Source organism: Actinoplanes sp. NBRC 103695 (assembly GCF_030269485.1).
Lineage (GTDB): Bacteria > Actinomycetota > Actinomycetes > Mycobacteriales > Micromonosporaceae > Actinoplanes.
Genome location: NZ_BSTL01000043.1, coordinates 40,382 through 55,600 on the forward strand (window position 1 = coordinate 40,382; position 15,219 = coordinate 55,600).

The window sequence follows — 15,219 nt, forward strand, 5'->3', positions numbered from 1 at the left end:
GACGATCTTCTCCTGCCCGGCCCACCCACGAGGCCTCCGATGGCTGTTGTGCGGCGCGGGCAGGTATCGGACTCTCACCGTTGCGGGGCAGTCCCGGAGTTCCACCAGGTTCCCTGAACCAGCGCTGAGCCGAGCATATCGGCACCGGCCACGGCGGAGATCGATCTCGGCAGTGACGCGGGTTGCACCGACGCCGGTGGCCCCGCGATCACGTCTCGCTAGACTGAGCGGGCAGTTGGTTCGCCCGCCCTGCCAGGACGGGTGACGAAAGAGGGAACCCGGTGCGACTCCGGGACTGCCCCGCAACGGTGAGAGTCCGATACCTGCCGGCTGCCCGTGTCCCGACCGGGCGCGGTCTTTTCGGTGACCTCGAGGGCGGGTCGGCGGTGGATTCCCACACCTTTGACGATGACGATGTGAGCGCGGGCGTGCTCGCGCGCAGGCTGGGCGTCGCGGTGACGACGCTGCGGACCTGGCACCAGCGATACGGGCTGGGCCCGACCGGCCACGAGTCCGGCAAGCATCGCCGATACACCCGGCGTGACGTGGCCGCCGTGACCGTGATGGCCCAGCTGACCGCCCGCGGGGTACCCGCCGCCGAGGCGGCCCGGCTGGCCGGCCGCGAGACGGTGCCGTGGCCGGCCGAGCATCCTGCGCTCAACCGCAGCACCGCCTCCGCGGCCCGCGGTCTGGCCCGCGCGGCCAACCGCCTCGACGTGCTCGCCCTCCGCGAAACCCTGGCCGACGCGGTCGCCACCCACGGCGTCGTGCACACCTACCACACTCTGACAGGGCCGGCGTTCACCCACATCAGCCGGGCGCATTACCCGGATCATCACAAGGCGGCCGTACGCCGGCTCCTCGCCCGCACTCTCAGCGAGGTCTTCGCCACCGTCCCTCGTCCCGCCGCCGGCACCCCGGTCAGCGTCCTTCTCGTAGCCGCCGACGCCGGCCGCGATGTCGCCGCTCTCGACGGCCTGGCCGCCGCACTCGCTGAGAAGGGAATCGGGTCACTGCATCTCGGAGCAGGCTTGCACCACGAGGCACTCACCGACACGGTCGCCCGCAGCCACCCGGTGGCCGTTGTGGTGTGGAGCCACCGGTGGCGTCCCGGCGTGCCCGCGCTGATCGAGGCGCTCACCGGCACACCAGGATGGCGGCCCAGCGTCGTTGCCGCCGGACGGGGATGGCCGCCGCACACCGGTGGCACGGCCATCACCTGTCACACGCTCGCGGACGTCGTAGCGACGGTTGCCGGCTTGACCGAAGGCGGAGTGGATTAGGCCGGGCGGAGCCTGTGGGACGGCTCCGCCCGGCGGAGGGGGATAAGGCTTCTACTTGCCGCGGACCTCGGCGGCGGCCGCGACCAGGTGGGCCAGGGACGCTTCGACCTCGGCGTACCCGCGGGTTTTCAGGCCGCAGTCGGGGTTGACCCACACCCGGCGGGCCGGGACCGCGGCGACGGCCCGGCGCAGGCCTTCGACCACCTCGGCGTGCGACGGCACCCGCGGGGAGTGGATGTCCCACACACCCGGGCCGACACCGCGGCCGTAGCCGATGGCGGCCAGGTCGTCGAGGACCTCCATATTCGAGCGGGAGGCCTCGATGCTGGTGACGTCGGCGTCGAGGGCATCGATCGCGGTGATGACCTCGCCGAACTCCGAGTAGCACAGGTGAGTGTGGATCTGGGTGGCGTCGGCGACCCCGCTGGTGGCCAGCCGGAACGATCCGACCGCCCACTCCAGATAGGCCTTCTGGTCCGCCTTGCGCAGCGGCAAGGTCTCTCGCAGGGCGGGCTCGTCGACCTGGATCACCCGGATGCCCGCCGCCTCCAGATCACGGCACTCGTCGCGCAGCGCGAGCGCCACCTGGTCGGCGGTGTCCGCGAGGGGCTGGTCGGTGCGGACGAAGCTCCAGGCCAGGATGGTGACCGGGCCGGTGAGCATGCCCTTGACCGGCTTGGCCGTCAGCGACTGCGCGTACGTGGACCAGCCGACCGTCATCGGTGTCTTGCGGGCCACGTCGCCGTAGATGATCGGCGGCCGGACACAGCGCGAGCCGTAGGACTGGACCCAGCCGTGGGCGGTGGCGGCGAACCCGTCGAGCTGCTCGCCGAAGTACTGCACCATGTCGTTGCGCTCGGGTTCGCCGTGCACCAGCACGTCCAGACCGAGCCGCTCCTGCAGGCGGATGACGTGCTCGACCTCGCCGCGCATCCGCTGCTCGTAACCGGCCGCGTCGAGGATGCCCGCGCGAAGCTCCGCGCGGGCCTTGCGCAGCTCGGTGGTCTGCGGGAACGACCCGATCGTGGTGGTCGGCAGCTCCGGCAGACGCAGCCGTTCCTGCTGGCTGGCAGCCCGGGTGGCGTAGTCGCCGCGCTGCCGGTCGGCCGGCCGCAGCGCCGACAGCCGGCCACGGACATCGTCGTGCCGCCACCCGGCGGGAATCTGCGGGGTCGGCGCGGGCAGCTCGGCGGTGCCGTCGCGTAGCGCGCGCCCGAGCAGCACGATCTCATCGACCTTCTGCCGGGCGAAGGCGAGCCGCGCGGTCAGCTCAGGATCAAGATCAGATTCAAGATCGAGATCCACGGGTACGTGCAGCAGCGAGCACGACGAGCTCACGGCGATGTGGTCCACAAGCCCCGCGACGGTGACCCCGGCGGTGATGGCGGCGCGCAGGTCCGTACGCCAGATGTTGTGCCCGTCGACCAGCCCGGCGACGATCGTCTTGCCGCGCAGCGGCCCGGCCGAGGCCAGCCGTTCCAGGTTGCCGCGGCCGGCGACCAGGTCCAGGCCGACCGCCTCGACCGGGGTGGCGAGCAGGGCGGGCAGAGCGTCGCCGAGCTCGCCGAAGTAGGTGGCGACGAAGATCTTCGGCCGGTTCCGCAGTTCACCCAGGCGGGCGTAAGCAGCCCGCAGGGCGTCGATCTCGGCCGGAGTGCGGTCGGCGACGTAGGCAGGCTCGTCCAGCTGCACCCAGCCGACCCCGGCCTCAGCGAGGGTGGCGAGGATCTGCGCGTAGGTCTCGACCAGGTCGCCGAGGCGAGCGAACGGGTCGGCTCCCTTGGCCAGCAGCAAGAATGTCGCCGGGCCGACGAGCACCGGCCGGGTGCTGATGCCGAGCACGTTCGCCTCGGCGTACTCCTGAAGGGCCTTGGCGGGGCTGGCGGTGAAGACCGTGTCGGCGTCGATCTCGGGGACCAGGTAGTGGTAGTTGGTGGCGAACCACTTGGTCAGCTCGAGCGCAGGCTCCGCATCGACGCCACGGGCCATGGCGAAGTAGGTGTCCAACTCGGACAGCCCGAGCCGGCGGAAGCGGGCCGGGATCGCGCCGACCGCGACGGCGGTGTCGAGGACGTGGTCGTAGTAGGAGAAAGTGTTGGACGGGATCGCGTCCAGGCGTGCGTTGCGTAGCGTCTGCCACACGTCGGCACGCAGGCCGGCGGCAGTCTGTTCGAGCGCGGCGGCGTCGATCGTGCCGGCCCAATAGGCTTCGACGGCCTTCTTGAGCTCGCGGTTGGCGCCGATGCGGGGGTAGCCGAGCACGGTGCTCTGGCCGAATGCGGTATTCACAGTGGGTCCTTCCCTCGAAGCGTCCGGCAAGCACACGGGACGGGGGAGGGAAGGCACGGCGCGGCGCCGGCTTCCGCCCTGACCCTCCCGAGGGGTCGCCGGCGGCGCACACCGGCGGTGTACGCAGTGTTGGCAGGTCTTCGGACTTGCGGGCGCGACCCATTGCTGGATCTCCTACTGGCCGTCGCTTCCCAGGCCTTGCGGCCCAGTGCTTGATGACGGCGGTCGTTCCCGCTCACCGCTGCGGGGCAGTCCCGGTCTCACACCGGGTTCCCTCTTACGACACCCTGCCTGGCGGACAGGGCGAACCAGCACCGCCGCATATCGTACGGGCCTTGCGGCGCCTTGTGGACAACGGTGTCCGCCGTACGAGACAAATGGGTTGGCCGTCACGTGGTTGACTTGTTCTCTGGTGTCCGTCCCGCGGAAGGGTGTCGCATGGCCGGCAAGATCGACCGCCGTACCGTGATCGTCGACGGCCGGGAGATGGTCGCCGTCCGACCGGCCGACTTCGAACGCCTTGACGCCAGCCGCAGGCAGATGGGCGCCCGCTCGTCACGTATCACCCGGCTCCAGCAGCAACTGAAAGACGCGAACGCGCGGCTGGCCCGGATCGAGGAGATCATGACTGCCGCCGGGCCCGACGACTGTAGATGTGAGCAGGTGTCAGTCGTTGTCAGCGGTGGTCCGATCAAAGGTCGCGCGACTGCAGCGCCGTCCACCACGACAAGCTCGCGGCGTCGACGAAGGTGATTCCCGCCGTCGAGGCCGCGTCCAGCAAGGGCAGCCTTGCCGGGCCGTCCACGACGATCATGGTGACATCGCTGCGGCGTAGCTGACGCGCGGTGCCCGCGAAGCGGTGCACGTCGACGGGGGTGACCCGGTCCGGGTCGCTGTGGCAGCGCAGCAGCCAGCGCCGTCCATCGGTGCCCAGCCCGGTCACGTCGGTGCCGAGGTGCCCCATGACGGCGGTGATGGTCACCTGCTGCCATCCGCCGGCGCGCATCAGCGCTGCGACTCGCTCGGTGAGCCTATGGTCTGTTGTCTTCATGGTGTTGGGATGCCTCGGCCGGCGCCAAGGCGCCTTGGCGCCGGCCGCGACGATCAGAAGTCGTCGTCGAAGCTGACGCTTCCGGTGACGCCGACCTGGTAGGCGGAGACGCGGCGCTCGAAGAAGTTGGAGAGTTCCTGGACGTCCTGCAGTTCCATGAAGGCGAACGGGTTCTTGCTGCCGTAGAGCGGTTCGATGCCCAGGGCACCGAGGCGGCGGTCGGCGACGTGCTGGAGGTATTCCCGCATGTCGGTCAGGGACATGCCGGAGACGCCTTGTTCGAGCAGGTCGGCGGCGAACTGGACCTCGCACTCGACGGCCTCGGCGAGCATGTCCTTGACCTGCTGCTCCATCTCGGCGTCGAACAGGTCCGGCTCCTCGGCGCGGACCGTCTCGACGACGTCGAAGGCGAACGCCATGTGCATGCTCTCGTCGCGGAACACCCAGTTGGTGCCGGAGGCGAGGCCGTTGAGCAGGCCGCGTGAGCGCAGGAAGTACACGTAGGCGAAGGCGCCGTAGAAGAACAGGCCTTCGATGCAGGCGGCGAAGCAGATGACGTTGAGCAGGAAGGCCCGCCGGTCGTCGCGGGTCTTGAGTTCGCGCATCTCGTAGATCGAGTCGATCCACTTGAAGCAGAACTCGGCTTTGCGGGCGATCGAGGGGATGTTCTCGACGGCGGCGAACGCCTCGAACCGCTCCTGCTCGTTGGGGACGTAGGTGTCGAGGAGGTTGAGGTAGAACTGGACGTGCACGGCCTCCTCGAACAGCTGGCGGGACAGGTAGAGCCGGCCCTCGGGGGAGTTGACGTGCTGGTAGAGGTTGAGGACCAGGTTGTTGGCCACGATCGTGTCGCCGGTGGCGAAGAAGGCGACCAGCCGGGAGACCAGGTGTTGTTCGGCGGGGGAGAGTTTGGCCAGGTCGGCGAGATCGGAGTGCAGGTCGACCTCCTCGACGGTCCAGGTGTTCTTGATGGCGTCCTTGAACCGGTCGAAGAAGTGCGGGTAACGCATCGGCCGCAGCGTGAGGTCCATGCCGGGGTCGAGCAGCATCCGCTGCCCGCCGCCGGTGGCCGGGTCGGTGCTGACGCGGGGTTCGGGAATGGTGGTCACTGACAGGCCTCGCAAGATTCCGGGTTTTCCAGGGAGCAGGCGATCGCCTCGTCGTCGGCGATGACGGCGAGCGGAGCAATGGCCGGGGTCGCCGCGGCGGCCGGGGCGACGGACACCGTGGCCTGCTGGATCCGCGTCGCGGGACGGGACCGCAGGTAGTACGTGGTCTTCAGCCCGGCCTTCCAGGCGTAGTTGTACATCGACGACAACTTGCCGATGGTCGGCGAGCTGAGGAACAGGTTGAGCGACTGCGACTGGTCGATGTAGGGCTGCCGGGCGGCGGCCAGCTCGATCAGCGCCTTCTGCGGCAGCTCCCACGCGGTGCGGAACAGCTCGCGGACCTCGGCCGGCAGGTCGGTGATGCCCTGCACGGAACCCTCAGCGCGCTTGATGACGTCGCGGACCTGTGCCGTCCAGAGGCCGCGAGCCTTCAGTTCCCGTACCAGATAGGTGTTGATCTGAAGGAACTCGCCGGACATCGTCTCGCGTTTGAAGAGGTTGGACACCTGCGGCTCGATGCACTCGTAGCAGCCGGCGATCGACGCGATCGTGGCCGTGGGAGCGATCGCGATCAGCAGCGAGTTGCGCAGGCCGTGCTCGGCGACGTTTTCCTTCAGGGCAGCCCATCGTTCGTTCTGGGTTGCCTCGGCGCCCCACAGCTCGTGGTGCAGGTCGCCCTTGGCGGCGCGGGTCTCCGGGTAGGCCGGGTGCGGACCGAACTGCTCGGCCAGACCGACGGAAGACTCCAGCGCTGTCAGGAAGATCTCCTCCTGCACGCGGGTCGAGAGCTCCTTCGCCTCGGGGGAGTCGAATGGCAGCCGCAGCGTGAAGAACGCGTCCTGCAAACCCATCAGACCGAGCCCGACCGGACGCCAGCGCGGGTTCGACGCCTCGGCCTGCTTGCTCGGGTAGTAGTTGATGTCGATCACACGGTCCAGGAACACCACGGCTGTGCGGACGGTCGAGCGCAGCTTCTCCCAGTCGACCCCGTCGGCGGTGACGTGGGCGCCGAGGTTGATCGAGCCGAGGTTGCAGACCGCGGTCTCGTCGTCGGAGTTGACCTCGAGGATCTCGGTGCACAGATTGGACAGGTGGATGTTGTTGCCGGGCTCGCCGGTCTGGTTGGATAGGCCGTTCGAGCGGTCCTTGAACGTCATCCAGCCGTTGCCGGTCTGGGCCAGGGTGCGCATCATCCGGCCGTACAAGTCGCGGGCCTTGACCGTCTTCACGGCCTTCTTCTCCGCTGCCCGGTAGGCCTCGTCGAACGCCTCGCCAAACAGGTCCGGCAACTCCGGCGCATCGCTGGGGTCGATCAGGGACCACTCGCCGTCGGCCTCGACGCGGCGCATGAACTCGTCGGGGATCCAATTGGCGAGGTTGAGGTTGTGGGTGCGGCGGGAGTCTTCGCCGGTGTTATCGCGCAGCTCGAGGAATTCCTCGATGTCCGGGTGCCACGGCTCGAGGTAGACGCAGGCGGCGCCCTTGCGCCGGCCGCCCTGGTTGACCGCCGCGACGCCCGCGTCGAGCGTCTTCAGGAAAGGGACGATGCCGTTGGACTTGCCGTTGGTGCCCCGGATGAGGGCGTTGCGGCCGCGGATCCGGCTCCAGGAGATGCCGATGCCGCCGGAGAACTTGGACAGCTTGGCGACCTGGTGGTAGCGCTCGTAGATCGAGTCGAGCTCGTCCTTGGGGGAGTCGACCAGGAAGCACGACGACATCTGGGTGTGCCGGGTGCCCGAGTTGAACAGCGTCGGTGAACTGGGCAGATAGGCCAGCGACGACATCAGCCGGTAGAAGCCGATCGCCTCCGCCGGGGTCTGCGACAGGCCGCACGCCACACGCAGCAGCCAGTACTGCGGGGTCTCCACGACCTCGCGGGTCTCCGGGTGCCGCAGCAGGTAGCGGTCGGCCACGGTGCGCAGCCCGAAATACTCGAACCGCAGGTCACCGCCATTGTCGATCGCGTCGTCCAGCTTCCTCGCATTCAACGTCACGAACGCCAGGGTCTTCTCCCCGATCAGGCCCTGCTGATGCGCGTACCGGATCGACTGACTGAAGGAAGCGACCCCCTGGTTGCGGACCTCTTTGTCGACGTACGCGGCCAGCAGGCGAGCCGCCAGCTTCGAGTACTGCGGCTCCTCGCCGATCAGCTCGGCCGCTGTCTGGATCGACAGTTTGTCCAGCTCAGCGGTCGTCGCCCCGTCGTACAGGCCGCTGATCGTCTTGGTGGCCACCCGCAGCGGGTCGACCTCGTCCAAGTCGTCGACCCACCGCTCGACGGCCTTGACGATCTTGTTGACGTCCACCGTCTCGGTGTCGCCGTTGCGCTTACGAACCTGCATCCCGTGCCGGCGCTGCTCCGGCACCGCGGTCTCCTGCTCGATGACGGTCATCGTCCCCCTCTTCGGCCTAACCCCAAAGGCCGACGGACACGCAGGAGGACGCCGCCGAACGAGCCCACGCAGAAGGCGCGGCCCACGGCTGATGGCGTCGGCCGTCCCACGCGGCCTTCGACCGCCGTGCACCGGCCGGTGCACGGCGCGCTGGCAGGTCTTCGGACTCGCAGGCGCGACCCATCGCTGGATCACCTACTGGCCGTCGCTTCCCAGGCTCGCGCCCAGTGCTTCATGACGACGTTCGTTCCTGCTCACCGCTGCGGGGCAGTCCCGGACTCACACCGGGTTCCCTGTTGCCTCGACCCTCCAGGAAGGAAGATCGAACCAGCTGCGAGCGACACCATATCTGGGTACGCCCACGAATCCACAACACCAGATGGTGTGTCGGCGTGTCGCACACGCCACATCACTGAGTGTCGCTGGATGCATCGGTCACCGTCGCTGGCGACTCCATCGGCCGGGGGACCGTTCAGGCCCGGCCGGTGACGCGACAGCCTCGCAGCGTGGAGGAAGAGCCTCTCGCGGTGACCGTAAATGAGAATGATCGTCCCTGCGCCAACTGTCGGACCATCAGCGCCTTCGCATCAAGGCCCAATGAGCGATCACCGCCGATCAGAGACCGGGGCCATCGTCGACGCATGTGCGGTCATGTGCTTATCGGGCCGCCGTGGATGCCGGTGAGGACACTGCGCTGCCCTCGACAAGGCCAGGCACCACGGCGGCGGGATGGGGTTCGCCGGTGAGCGCGGCCAGAGCTTGCGCCACTTCGTGGAGGTCGGCCCGGACGTAGGTGGCGGTGACGCCGGTGTCGCGGCCGCTGTTGTGGCCGGCGTAGGCGCGGGCGACGGCATAACCGTAGTTCCGTTCCACCCAGGTGAGGGTGGTGTGCCGGAGCCAGTGGATGCTGACCTGCTGGGTGGCGACCCAGGGGAGGTGCTTGCCGAGGCGTTGCCACAGGTAGTCGTAGCGGCGCCGGGTAATCGGTCGGCCGTTGCGGTAGCGCAGGACCCGTTCGGTCGAATCGCCGCTGCTGCGTTGCACGTCGTGGTCGAGGATGGCACTCATGAGGGTGGGGGAGATGGGCTGCCAGCGGACCGTTTCGCCTTTCTCGTGCAGCTGGATGAGGCACCCGGCGGGATCGAGATCGGCGCGTTGCAGGGCGAGTGCTCCGCCGCGCCGGCAGGCGGTCTCGATGTGGAGGCGGAGGATGAGGTTGTCGAGGTCGGGGTCGTTGCCGGTGGTGGCGGCGACCTTGATGATGTCGGCAAGTTGGTGGTCAGGCAGAGCTCGGCGGGTGCTGGCGAGGCGGCGGGGCTTCGCGACCCGGGCGGCGGGATTGTCGGATGCGGCGATGAGCCGGTCAGCGACAGCGTGCTGGTAGAGGCAGCGGACGGCGGAGATGAGGTGCTCGGCGGCGCTGCGGCCGCCCCGGGCGTTACGTCGCTGAACGGTGCTGTGCTTGGCGCGCTCGGCGAGCTGTTTGATCTCCAGCGAGTCTGGTTCGTCGATTCGCCGGCTGCCCCAAGCGTCGCTGACTTTGCGCCAGTAGGTGCTGTAGAGGCGGCGTGACCCTTCGGGCACGGCTGCCGAGACGCGCTCGATGTACTCGTCGAACGTCGGCATGACCGCTGGCGGCTGCGGCTGGGTGAGCAATTGCTCGGGAGTTACCCCGAGGCGGGCGAGCAGCAAATGCAGCGCTTGCAGCTCGTGGCCTGGTGCCGACGCGGCGGTCGCTTGTGGCTCGCTCATGGCAGGGCACTGACTCTGGGGTCGAGCAGGCTGTCGAGGACGGCGATCGTGCAGATCACGAGCAGACGTTGGTGTGGGTAGGCGGCTATCAGGAGCTGGTCGCCGGTGTGAATGTGGCAGCGGTGACGGATCGCGGCCGGCAGGCACAGGAAGCTCTGGCCATTGAGCGCGTCGGGTCCGCCCATCTCCGCGCGAATCAGAATCGTGTCATGAACCGTCGCGATGGCCACATGTTGACGGGGCCTCCATCCGAGAGCTCTGAGCGGTGAGCGGTCGGCGAGGCGGCCCTGGCGGTCGGCAGTGGTTAAGGCGTACCGGGCCGTGCTGGTCCTCTTCGGTCTCTCGCGTTCGAGTCCGGGAAGAGGCAGGCCGCGGACCGAAGCCGCCGGCAGAGCACGTGACGGGCGCGAGTCGATCGAACTGATCGCCGTCACCTCGCCGACGGGCTGCGAGAAACCCCCGTCGATGCTTCCGTCCGAGGCAAGGCGCAACGTGTCGTGGTTGCTATGGCCCTCCGTGGCAAAAGGCGCGGCTGGCTCCATAAAGTCTTCACCCCCGCTGACCAGGACATCAAGGTCGCCGAGTCCGGACAAGTTGTCTTCGGCTGTCCCTCGTAGTCCGCCGGGGCACCCCCAACGCCAGCGGCGGCAAACGACGTGCCCCTCGCAGCTACGACGCGACACGTGAGACATACCGAGACCGGGACTACCCCAGACAGCCGCAGACAACTTCCGACCCGCCGGCGGCGGCCTCGACGATGGGAGCCCGCCGGGCATGCGCCGCGGCGTCGACGATCCTCACGAACTCGCCTGCCGACGTGGGGGAGAAGCGCAGGGACTGACCGCAGCACACCGACACCAAGGGCGAGGCCGCAGGCCTGCGACGAAGGAGACTGATCGATGACCCTGTACACCACCGCCAGAGACCGATCGCTTCACGCACTCTGGGGCGACGAACAGAACGCCGTCGTGGCGAAACTGCCTGCGACCGCGACCAAGAAGCAGCAGGAAGCGTTGGCCGCTGCCTTGACGGGACTGTCGGTGGAACTGCGAAGGTCCTTCGGTGCCGACACCCTCCTTCCCTACGGTGGTGCGTCACCCATCTCTCGGCGGGCCCGGCGGAAACACTCGATCGAAGTCATCAGCGCGACAGGGGAGGGCAGGGGGTTCGTGCAGGGCATGGTGCCGCGCCCGCCCCAGTACGACGCATTAGGCCGGCATGCGGAAGAGATTCGACGCGTGCTCACTGAAGTCGGAGACACGACGCTCATGGGAGAGGTCGGCGTGGAGGTACAGCGTGAGATCGCCGCGCTGGAAGCCGCCGAGGACTGCTTCTTCGCAAATCGCAGCGAGTAGGTTGCCGAGATCAGGCGTATTCTGATCGCCGTTGGATGGCGGGTCGGACGGGGTCCCGATCCTGACCCGCACACTGGCAGTGTGGGGGTCAGGGGTTCGAGTCCCCTCAGCTCCACCCTTCTGAGCAGCGAAAACGCACCGTCTGACTATCCAGGTTAGACGGTGCGAAATTTTTTGCGCACACATGCGCACACATAATGATCTTGAAGCGCTGCTCACGCCTCTTCGGCAACGAGCCGTACCTTAGCCCTCAAATGGGTCCTGATCTGCGGAAACGTCCCAAGATCATGGCTGTTGGTCGTCGTTCGAGACTCCAGCCGGGCTGTTTGAATACTGGACGACAGTGGCCCAAATCACATCTGGCTCCCAGGGGAATCTCGGCATGAGAGGCATCCCTCCGACTGTCGCTGAGTCGCACCAGGGACGACGCCGCCACCTCAACGAGACAGCCTCGGACAGCGGCAGTTAGGGCCTCCGCGCCTGTACTCCGGCCTCCATCGTCGGCAAGGCTCGGAAGAGCCAGCAGTGGCCCTCCTCGAGGCTCCGACTGGCAACCGCAGACACCTCCGTAACGGTGCCGCAGCCCTACGGCCGGCCTATGGCTGCACCGCGGTGCGTTCATACGACGGGAGGAACGAATGCCAGAGCAGGATGCCCAGCAGCCGAAGCGCCGGGGCGCCGACGAGGAGCTCTACTTCTCCGTAGAGCAGGTGGCCGCCAAGTTGAAGGTCTCAGCACGGTGGCTCGCTGACCAGTGCCGTGATGGCCAAGTCGAGCACGTGCACCTCGCAAGAAAGCGCAAATTCACTCCCGCGCAGGTGCAGAAGCTCCTCGACAGCCACACAGTCAAGCCTGCAGCAGTCCGAGAGCAGGAACGCGGCTATGAGCGGGCGGTGCAACGCGTGCGTCGGGAACGCGCGCGACAGCGCCGCTAGGAACTCCTAATGCGCGAATGATTGGTACCGGGAAGCACCTGACTCCCACAAGATTTCCTGTGGGGGTCACTCCTCCCTGGCCGCAATGAAATGCGGCCTGGCTCCCAAGGACTCTATCTCAGCGGCGACTACGCCGCTAGCGGCTCGACAGCTCTGAATCGTCGTGAGCGCAAGAACATCAATGGGGACTAAGTGAATGGCACACCAGATACGCTCTCGGCGGCAATGGCCTGGTTCGCTGCGGGTTGCGCCGTCATTCCCATCCGTGCGGATGGAAGTAAGGCTCCTCTTGTCGCATGGCGGAGCTATATGCACACGCCGCCGGATCGAAGACAAGTCGAAAAATGGTTTACGGGCGACCCGCCGGGGATGGCGATTGTGTGTGGCGGTGCCTCCTCGGGGCTGGAGATGCTCGAGCTCGAGGGCCGAGCAGTCGACGAGGGCCTGGGGCAGGCGTTGGTTGATCTTCTCGCCGAAGCGGGTCTGGCCGATCTATGGAAGCGACTAACGTCCTACGGCTACTGGGAGAGAACTCCGTCCGGAGGAGTCCATGTCCTTTACAGGATTACTGATGCTGCGGTCGATCGGAATTTGAAGCTGGCGCGGAGACCCGCGAATGAGTATGAGCTTTCGATTGATGCGACCGAAAAGGTCAAGACTCTTGCCGAAACCCGAGGCGAAGGTGGCTACACCATCGTCGCTCCGTCCCACGGAACCGTGCATGAAACACGTCGCCCGTGGGTGACCCTGAGCGGATCAACGCCGTCGCGCATTCCCGCCATCAGCGCGACCGAACGGGCAGCGTTGTTGGATGCGGTGAGAGCGCTCGACGGGATGCCGCCCCCGCCGCCTGTCGCCCCGCATAGTCTGCGTGCGCCTTCACCCGGACTGGACGCCACTTCAGGTGATGACTTCGAGCGGCGTATGGACTGGAACGACTTGCTGGTGCCAGCCGGGTGGACGCTTGTACACACGGTTGGACGTACGCGGTATTGGCGACGCCCAGGCAAGAACGTGGGAGTTTCGGCGACGACGGGACGCGCTGAAGACCGCGATCGGCTTTTCGTGTTCAGCAGCAGCACAGTATTCGAAACGGAAACGCCGCTGACGAAGTTTCATGCCTTTGCGGTGCTGCACCATGGCGGGGACCACCGCGCTGCTGCTCGCGCGCTGCGTCATGACGGATATGGTCGACGCCTCGATGTGCAACCGGTGCCAATCAGCCACGGGGTCCGAGAGCCAGAGGCTGCAGCGCCGGCTCACGCCCGAGTCGCACGCGAAACGGTGTCGCCGCCGGCGGCCTGGGGACCGACGGAAGACGGACTGGCGCGCGCCTTGGTCGCCCACCACGGTCACGAGCTGAGGTACTGCCCTCAGCGAGGAGCGTGGTTGCTTTGGTCGGGGCATCGGTGGGTCTGGGACGACGCGGAACGACACCGGGAGTACGTGAGGGAGTTGGCTCGGCAGTTGCCCGGTGCCGGTGGCTGGCGTCGATTCCGGTCTCAGGCGTTGTCTGCCGGCGGAGTGTCCGGCGTGGTGCGCCTGGCGCGTTCAGACCCTGCGGTGACCGTGTCCTTGGCCGCGTTGGACGCCCGTCCTTACGAGCTGAACACCCCGGCAGGTGTGGTCGACCTTCGTACCGGCGAGGTGCGCGCCGCGGATCCGACGCTTCTGCATACGCGGTCAACAACGGTTGCGCCGGACTTCGAGCGGCGGTCGGAGGTCTTCGACGCCTTCTTGCATGACACTTTCGGCGAGGATGACGAGCTGGCGGGGTATGTGCAGCGGTTGATCGGCGTTTCGGCCATCGGCAGTGTGCTGGAGCAGCTGCTTCCGTTCGCGGTGGGTCCTGGAGCGAATGGCAAGTCAACGCTGTTGGAGGCGGCGATGCATGCCTTGGGCCGTGGTGATGACGGCTATGCGCGGGCGGGGTCGTCGGAGATGTTGATGGTGCGGAAGCATGCCGAGCATCCGGCGGAGCTGGCGCAGTTGTCTGGTGCGAGGTTGGTGGTGTGTGCCGAGCTCGACGAGGGTCAGCGTTTCGCTGAAGCGCGGGTCAAACAGCTGACGGGCCGGGACTCGTTGTCGGCCCGGTTCATGCGGCGGGACTGGTTCACGTTCGAGCCGAGCCACACGCTGTGGCTCCTCGGCAATCACTTGCCGGCGGCTCGGGCGGGAGGCCCGGCGTTCTGGCGGAGGATTCGAGTGCTGCCGTTCAACCGGGTGGTGCCACCGCAGCGACAGGACAAGCAGCTCGGAGAGCGTCTGGCGCAGGACGCGCCTGCGGTCCTGGCGTGGATCATCGCGGGAGCCGCGGCGTATCACCACGGCGGTCTTCGCGAGCCGGTGTCGGTGTCGTCGGCGACCGAGGCGTATGCCCGAGATCAGGACACCGTTGGCCGCTTCGTCGACGAGCAGTGCCATCGCCAGCCCGGGTCTGTAGGAGTTCGGACCGCTGTCGGTGTGCTGCGAGGGGCATACGAGCAGTGGTGCGAACAGTTGGGCGAGCGTCCAGTATCGGCTAAGCGTTTAACCCAGGAGTTGCAGAGCCGCTTCGGTGTCGCCGACGCGCGGGGCGGTAAGGGCCAGCGCTTCTACACCGGCGTCGCTCTTCTAGAGGTCAATGATCCACAAACTGTTCTGCCGATCGACCCATGATCAGCGGCGGTTCTCGTCGTCGGCGAGGGGTGACAGGTGACAGATGTTCCGTAGTTTCCCGGTTGACGGCTATCGCGCGCGGGCGCGCGGACGTGTGGTGCGCGCGTAATGCCGGTCAGCTTGCAATGGTGGCATCACCTGTCACCTGTCACCCGGCTCGGTTGTCAGCGACATCGGTCGGCGACCATCGACACCGATGGTTCGTGGGAACTGACTCCATTGATGCGCGCACACGATGATCGATTCCCGTGGACTTAGACCCTGGTGAATAAGGGGTTCGGCCCGAGGCTGGGTCTGGCGGAGATCGACGATCTTGCCCGTGTGCGGCGTGTCGCGCGGACACGAGGAAGGGCCTCCGGTACGAGCAAAGGCGACTAAACCAGCAGCTCGTTAC

The 15,219-nt window shown here is 67.3% G+C and carries 11 protein-coding genes, 1 tRNA gene and 4 riboswitches; of the genes, 6 read left to right on the forward strand and 6 right to left on the reverse strand.

Going from position 1 to position 15,219, the window contains the following annotated elements:
- Positions 1 to 41: 41 nt before the first annotated feature.
- A riboswitch (cobalamin riboswitch) is annotated at positions 42 to 138 on the reverse strand.
- An 81-nt stretch (positions 139 to 219) separates the two neighbouring features.
- Positions 220 to 345, forward strand: a riboswitch (cobalamin riboswitch).
- A 71-nt stretch (positions 346 to 416) separates the two neighbouring features.
- The gene (locus QSK31_RS43935; RefSeq protein ID WP_285690976.1) at positions 417 to 1,283 is read left to right on the forward strand and encodes a MerR family transcriptional regulator; all 867 of its coding nucleotides are present in this window, start codon (positions 417 to 419) and stop codon (positions 1,281 to 1,283) included.
- Between the two features lie 51 nt (positions 1,284 to 1,334).
- Here QSK31_RS43935 and metE read toward each other — a convergent pair whose 3' ends face one another.
- Complete coding sequence (gene metE, locus QSK31_RS43940; RefSeq protein ID WP_285690977.1) at positions 1,335 to 3,572, reverse strand: 5-methyltetrahydropteroyltriglutamate--homocysteine S-methyltransferase; 2,238 nt, start codon at positions 3,570 to 3,572, stop codon at positions 1,335 to 1,337.
- Positions 3,573 to 3,686: 114 nt separating this feature from the next.
- Positions 3,687 to 3,900: riboswitch (cobalamin riboswitch) on the reverse strand.
- Positions 3,901 to 4,010: 110 nt separating this feature from the next.
- Here metE and QSK31_RS43945 point away from each other — a divergent pair.
- A complete protein-coding gene (locus QSK31_RS43945) occupies positions 4,011 to 4,325 on the forward strand; it encodes a hypothetical protein (protein ID WP_285690978.1) in 315 nt (104 codons plus the stop codon).
- Here the strand turns inward: QSK31_RS43945 and QSK31_RS43950 are convergent.
- The 5 genes from QSK31_RS43950 to QSK31_RS43970 all read right to left on the reverse strand — a co-directional run bounded on the left by QSK31_RS43950 (position 4,264) and on the right by QSK31_RS43970 (position 10,107).
- Positions 4,264 to 4,623 (reverse strand): restriction endonuclease, encoded by a 360-nt coding sequence (locus QSK31_RS43950; RefSeq protein ID WP_285690979.1) that lies wholly within the window; start codon positions 4,621 to 4,623, stop codon positions 4,264 to 4,266. The genes QSK31_RS43945 and QSK31_RS43950 overlap by 62 nt on opposite strands.
- Before the next feature lie 53 nt (positions 4,624 to 4,676).
- On the reverse strand, positions 4,677 to 5,672 hold the full coding sequence (locus QSK31_RS43955) for a ribonucleotide-diphosphate reductase subunit beta (RefSeq protein ID WP_285690986.1): 996 nt from the start codon (positions 5,670 to 5,672) through the stop codon (positions 4,677 to 4,679).
- A 56-nt stretch (positions 5,673 to 5,728) separates the two neighbouring features.
- Positions 5,729 to 8,125 carry a ribonucleoside-diphosphate reductase subunit alpha gene (locus QSK31_RS43960; RefSeq protein WP_285690980.1) on the reverse strand — a complete coding sequence of 799 codons (2,397 nt, stop codon included), beginning with the start codon at positions 8,123 to 8,125 and terminating at the stop codon, positions 5,729 to 5,731.
- A 135-nt stretch (positions 8,126 to 8,260) separates the two neighbouring features.
- Positions 8,261 to 8,472, reverse strand: a riboswitch (cobalamin riboswitch).
- A 310-nt stretch (positions 8,473 to 8,782) separates the two neighbouring features.
- A complete protein-coding gene (locus QSK31_RS43965; RefSeq protein WP_285690981.1) occupies positions 8,783 to 9,877 on the reverse strand; it encodes a tyrosine-type recombinase/integrase in 1,095 nt (364 codons plus the stop codon).
- Positions 9,874 to 10,107, reverse strand: a complete 234-nt coding sequence (locus QSK31_RS43970) for a hypothetical protein (RefSeq protein ID WP_285690982.1) — start codon at positions 10,105 to 10,107, stop codon at positions 9,874 to 9,876. The genes QSK31_RS43965 and QSK31_RS43970 overlap by 4 nt, the downstream gene beginning before the upstream one ends.
- A gap of 669 nt (positions 10,108 to 10,776) precedes the next feature.
- Here QSK31_RS43970 and QSK31_RS43975 point away from each other — a divergent pair.
- From QSK31_RS43975 to QSK31_RS43990, 4 genes are all read left to right on the forward strand, one after another.
- Positions 10,777 to 11,232: a hypothetical protein gene (locus tag QSK31_RS43975; RefSeq protein ID WP_285690983.1), complete on the forward strand. Its 456-nt coding sequence runs from the start codon at positions 10,777 to 10,779 to the stop codon at positions 11,230 to 11,232.
- A 40-nt stretch (positions 11,233 to 11,272) separates the two neighbouring features.
- Positions 11,273 to 11,347: transfer RNA gene (locus QSK31_RS43980), tRNA-Ala, on the forward strand.
- Positions 11,348 to 11,870: 523 nt separating this feature from the next.
- Positions 11,871 to 12,167 carry a helix-turn-helix domain-containing protein gene (locus QSK31_RS43985; RefSeq protein WP_285690984.1) on the forward strand — a complete coding sequence of 99 codons (297 nt, stop codon included), beginning with the start codon at positions 11,871 to 11,873 and terminating at the stop codon, positions 12,165 to 12,167.
- Positions 12,168 to 12,392: 225 nt separating this feature from the next.
- A complete protein-coding gene (locus QSK31_RS43990; protein WP_285690985.1) occupies positions 12,393 to 14,825 on the forward strand; it encodes a phage/plasmid primase, P4 family in 2,433 nt (810 codons plus the stop codon).
- Positions 14,826 to 15,219: the final 394 nt, after the last annotated feature.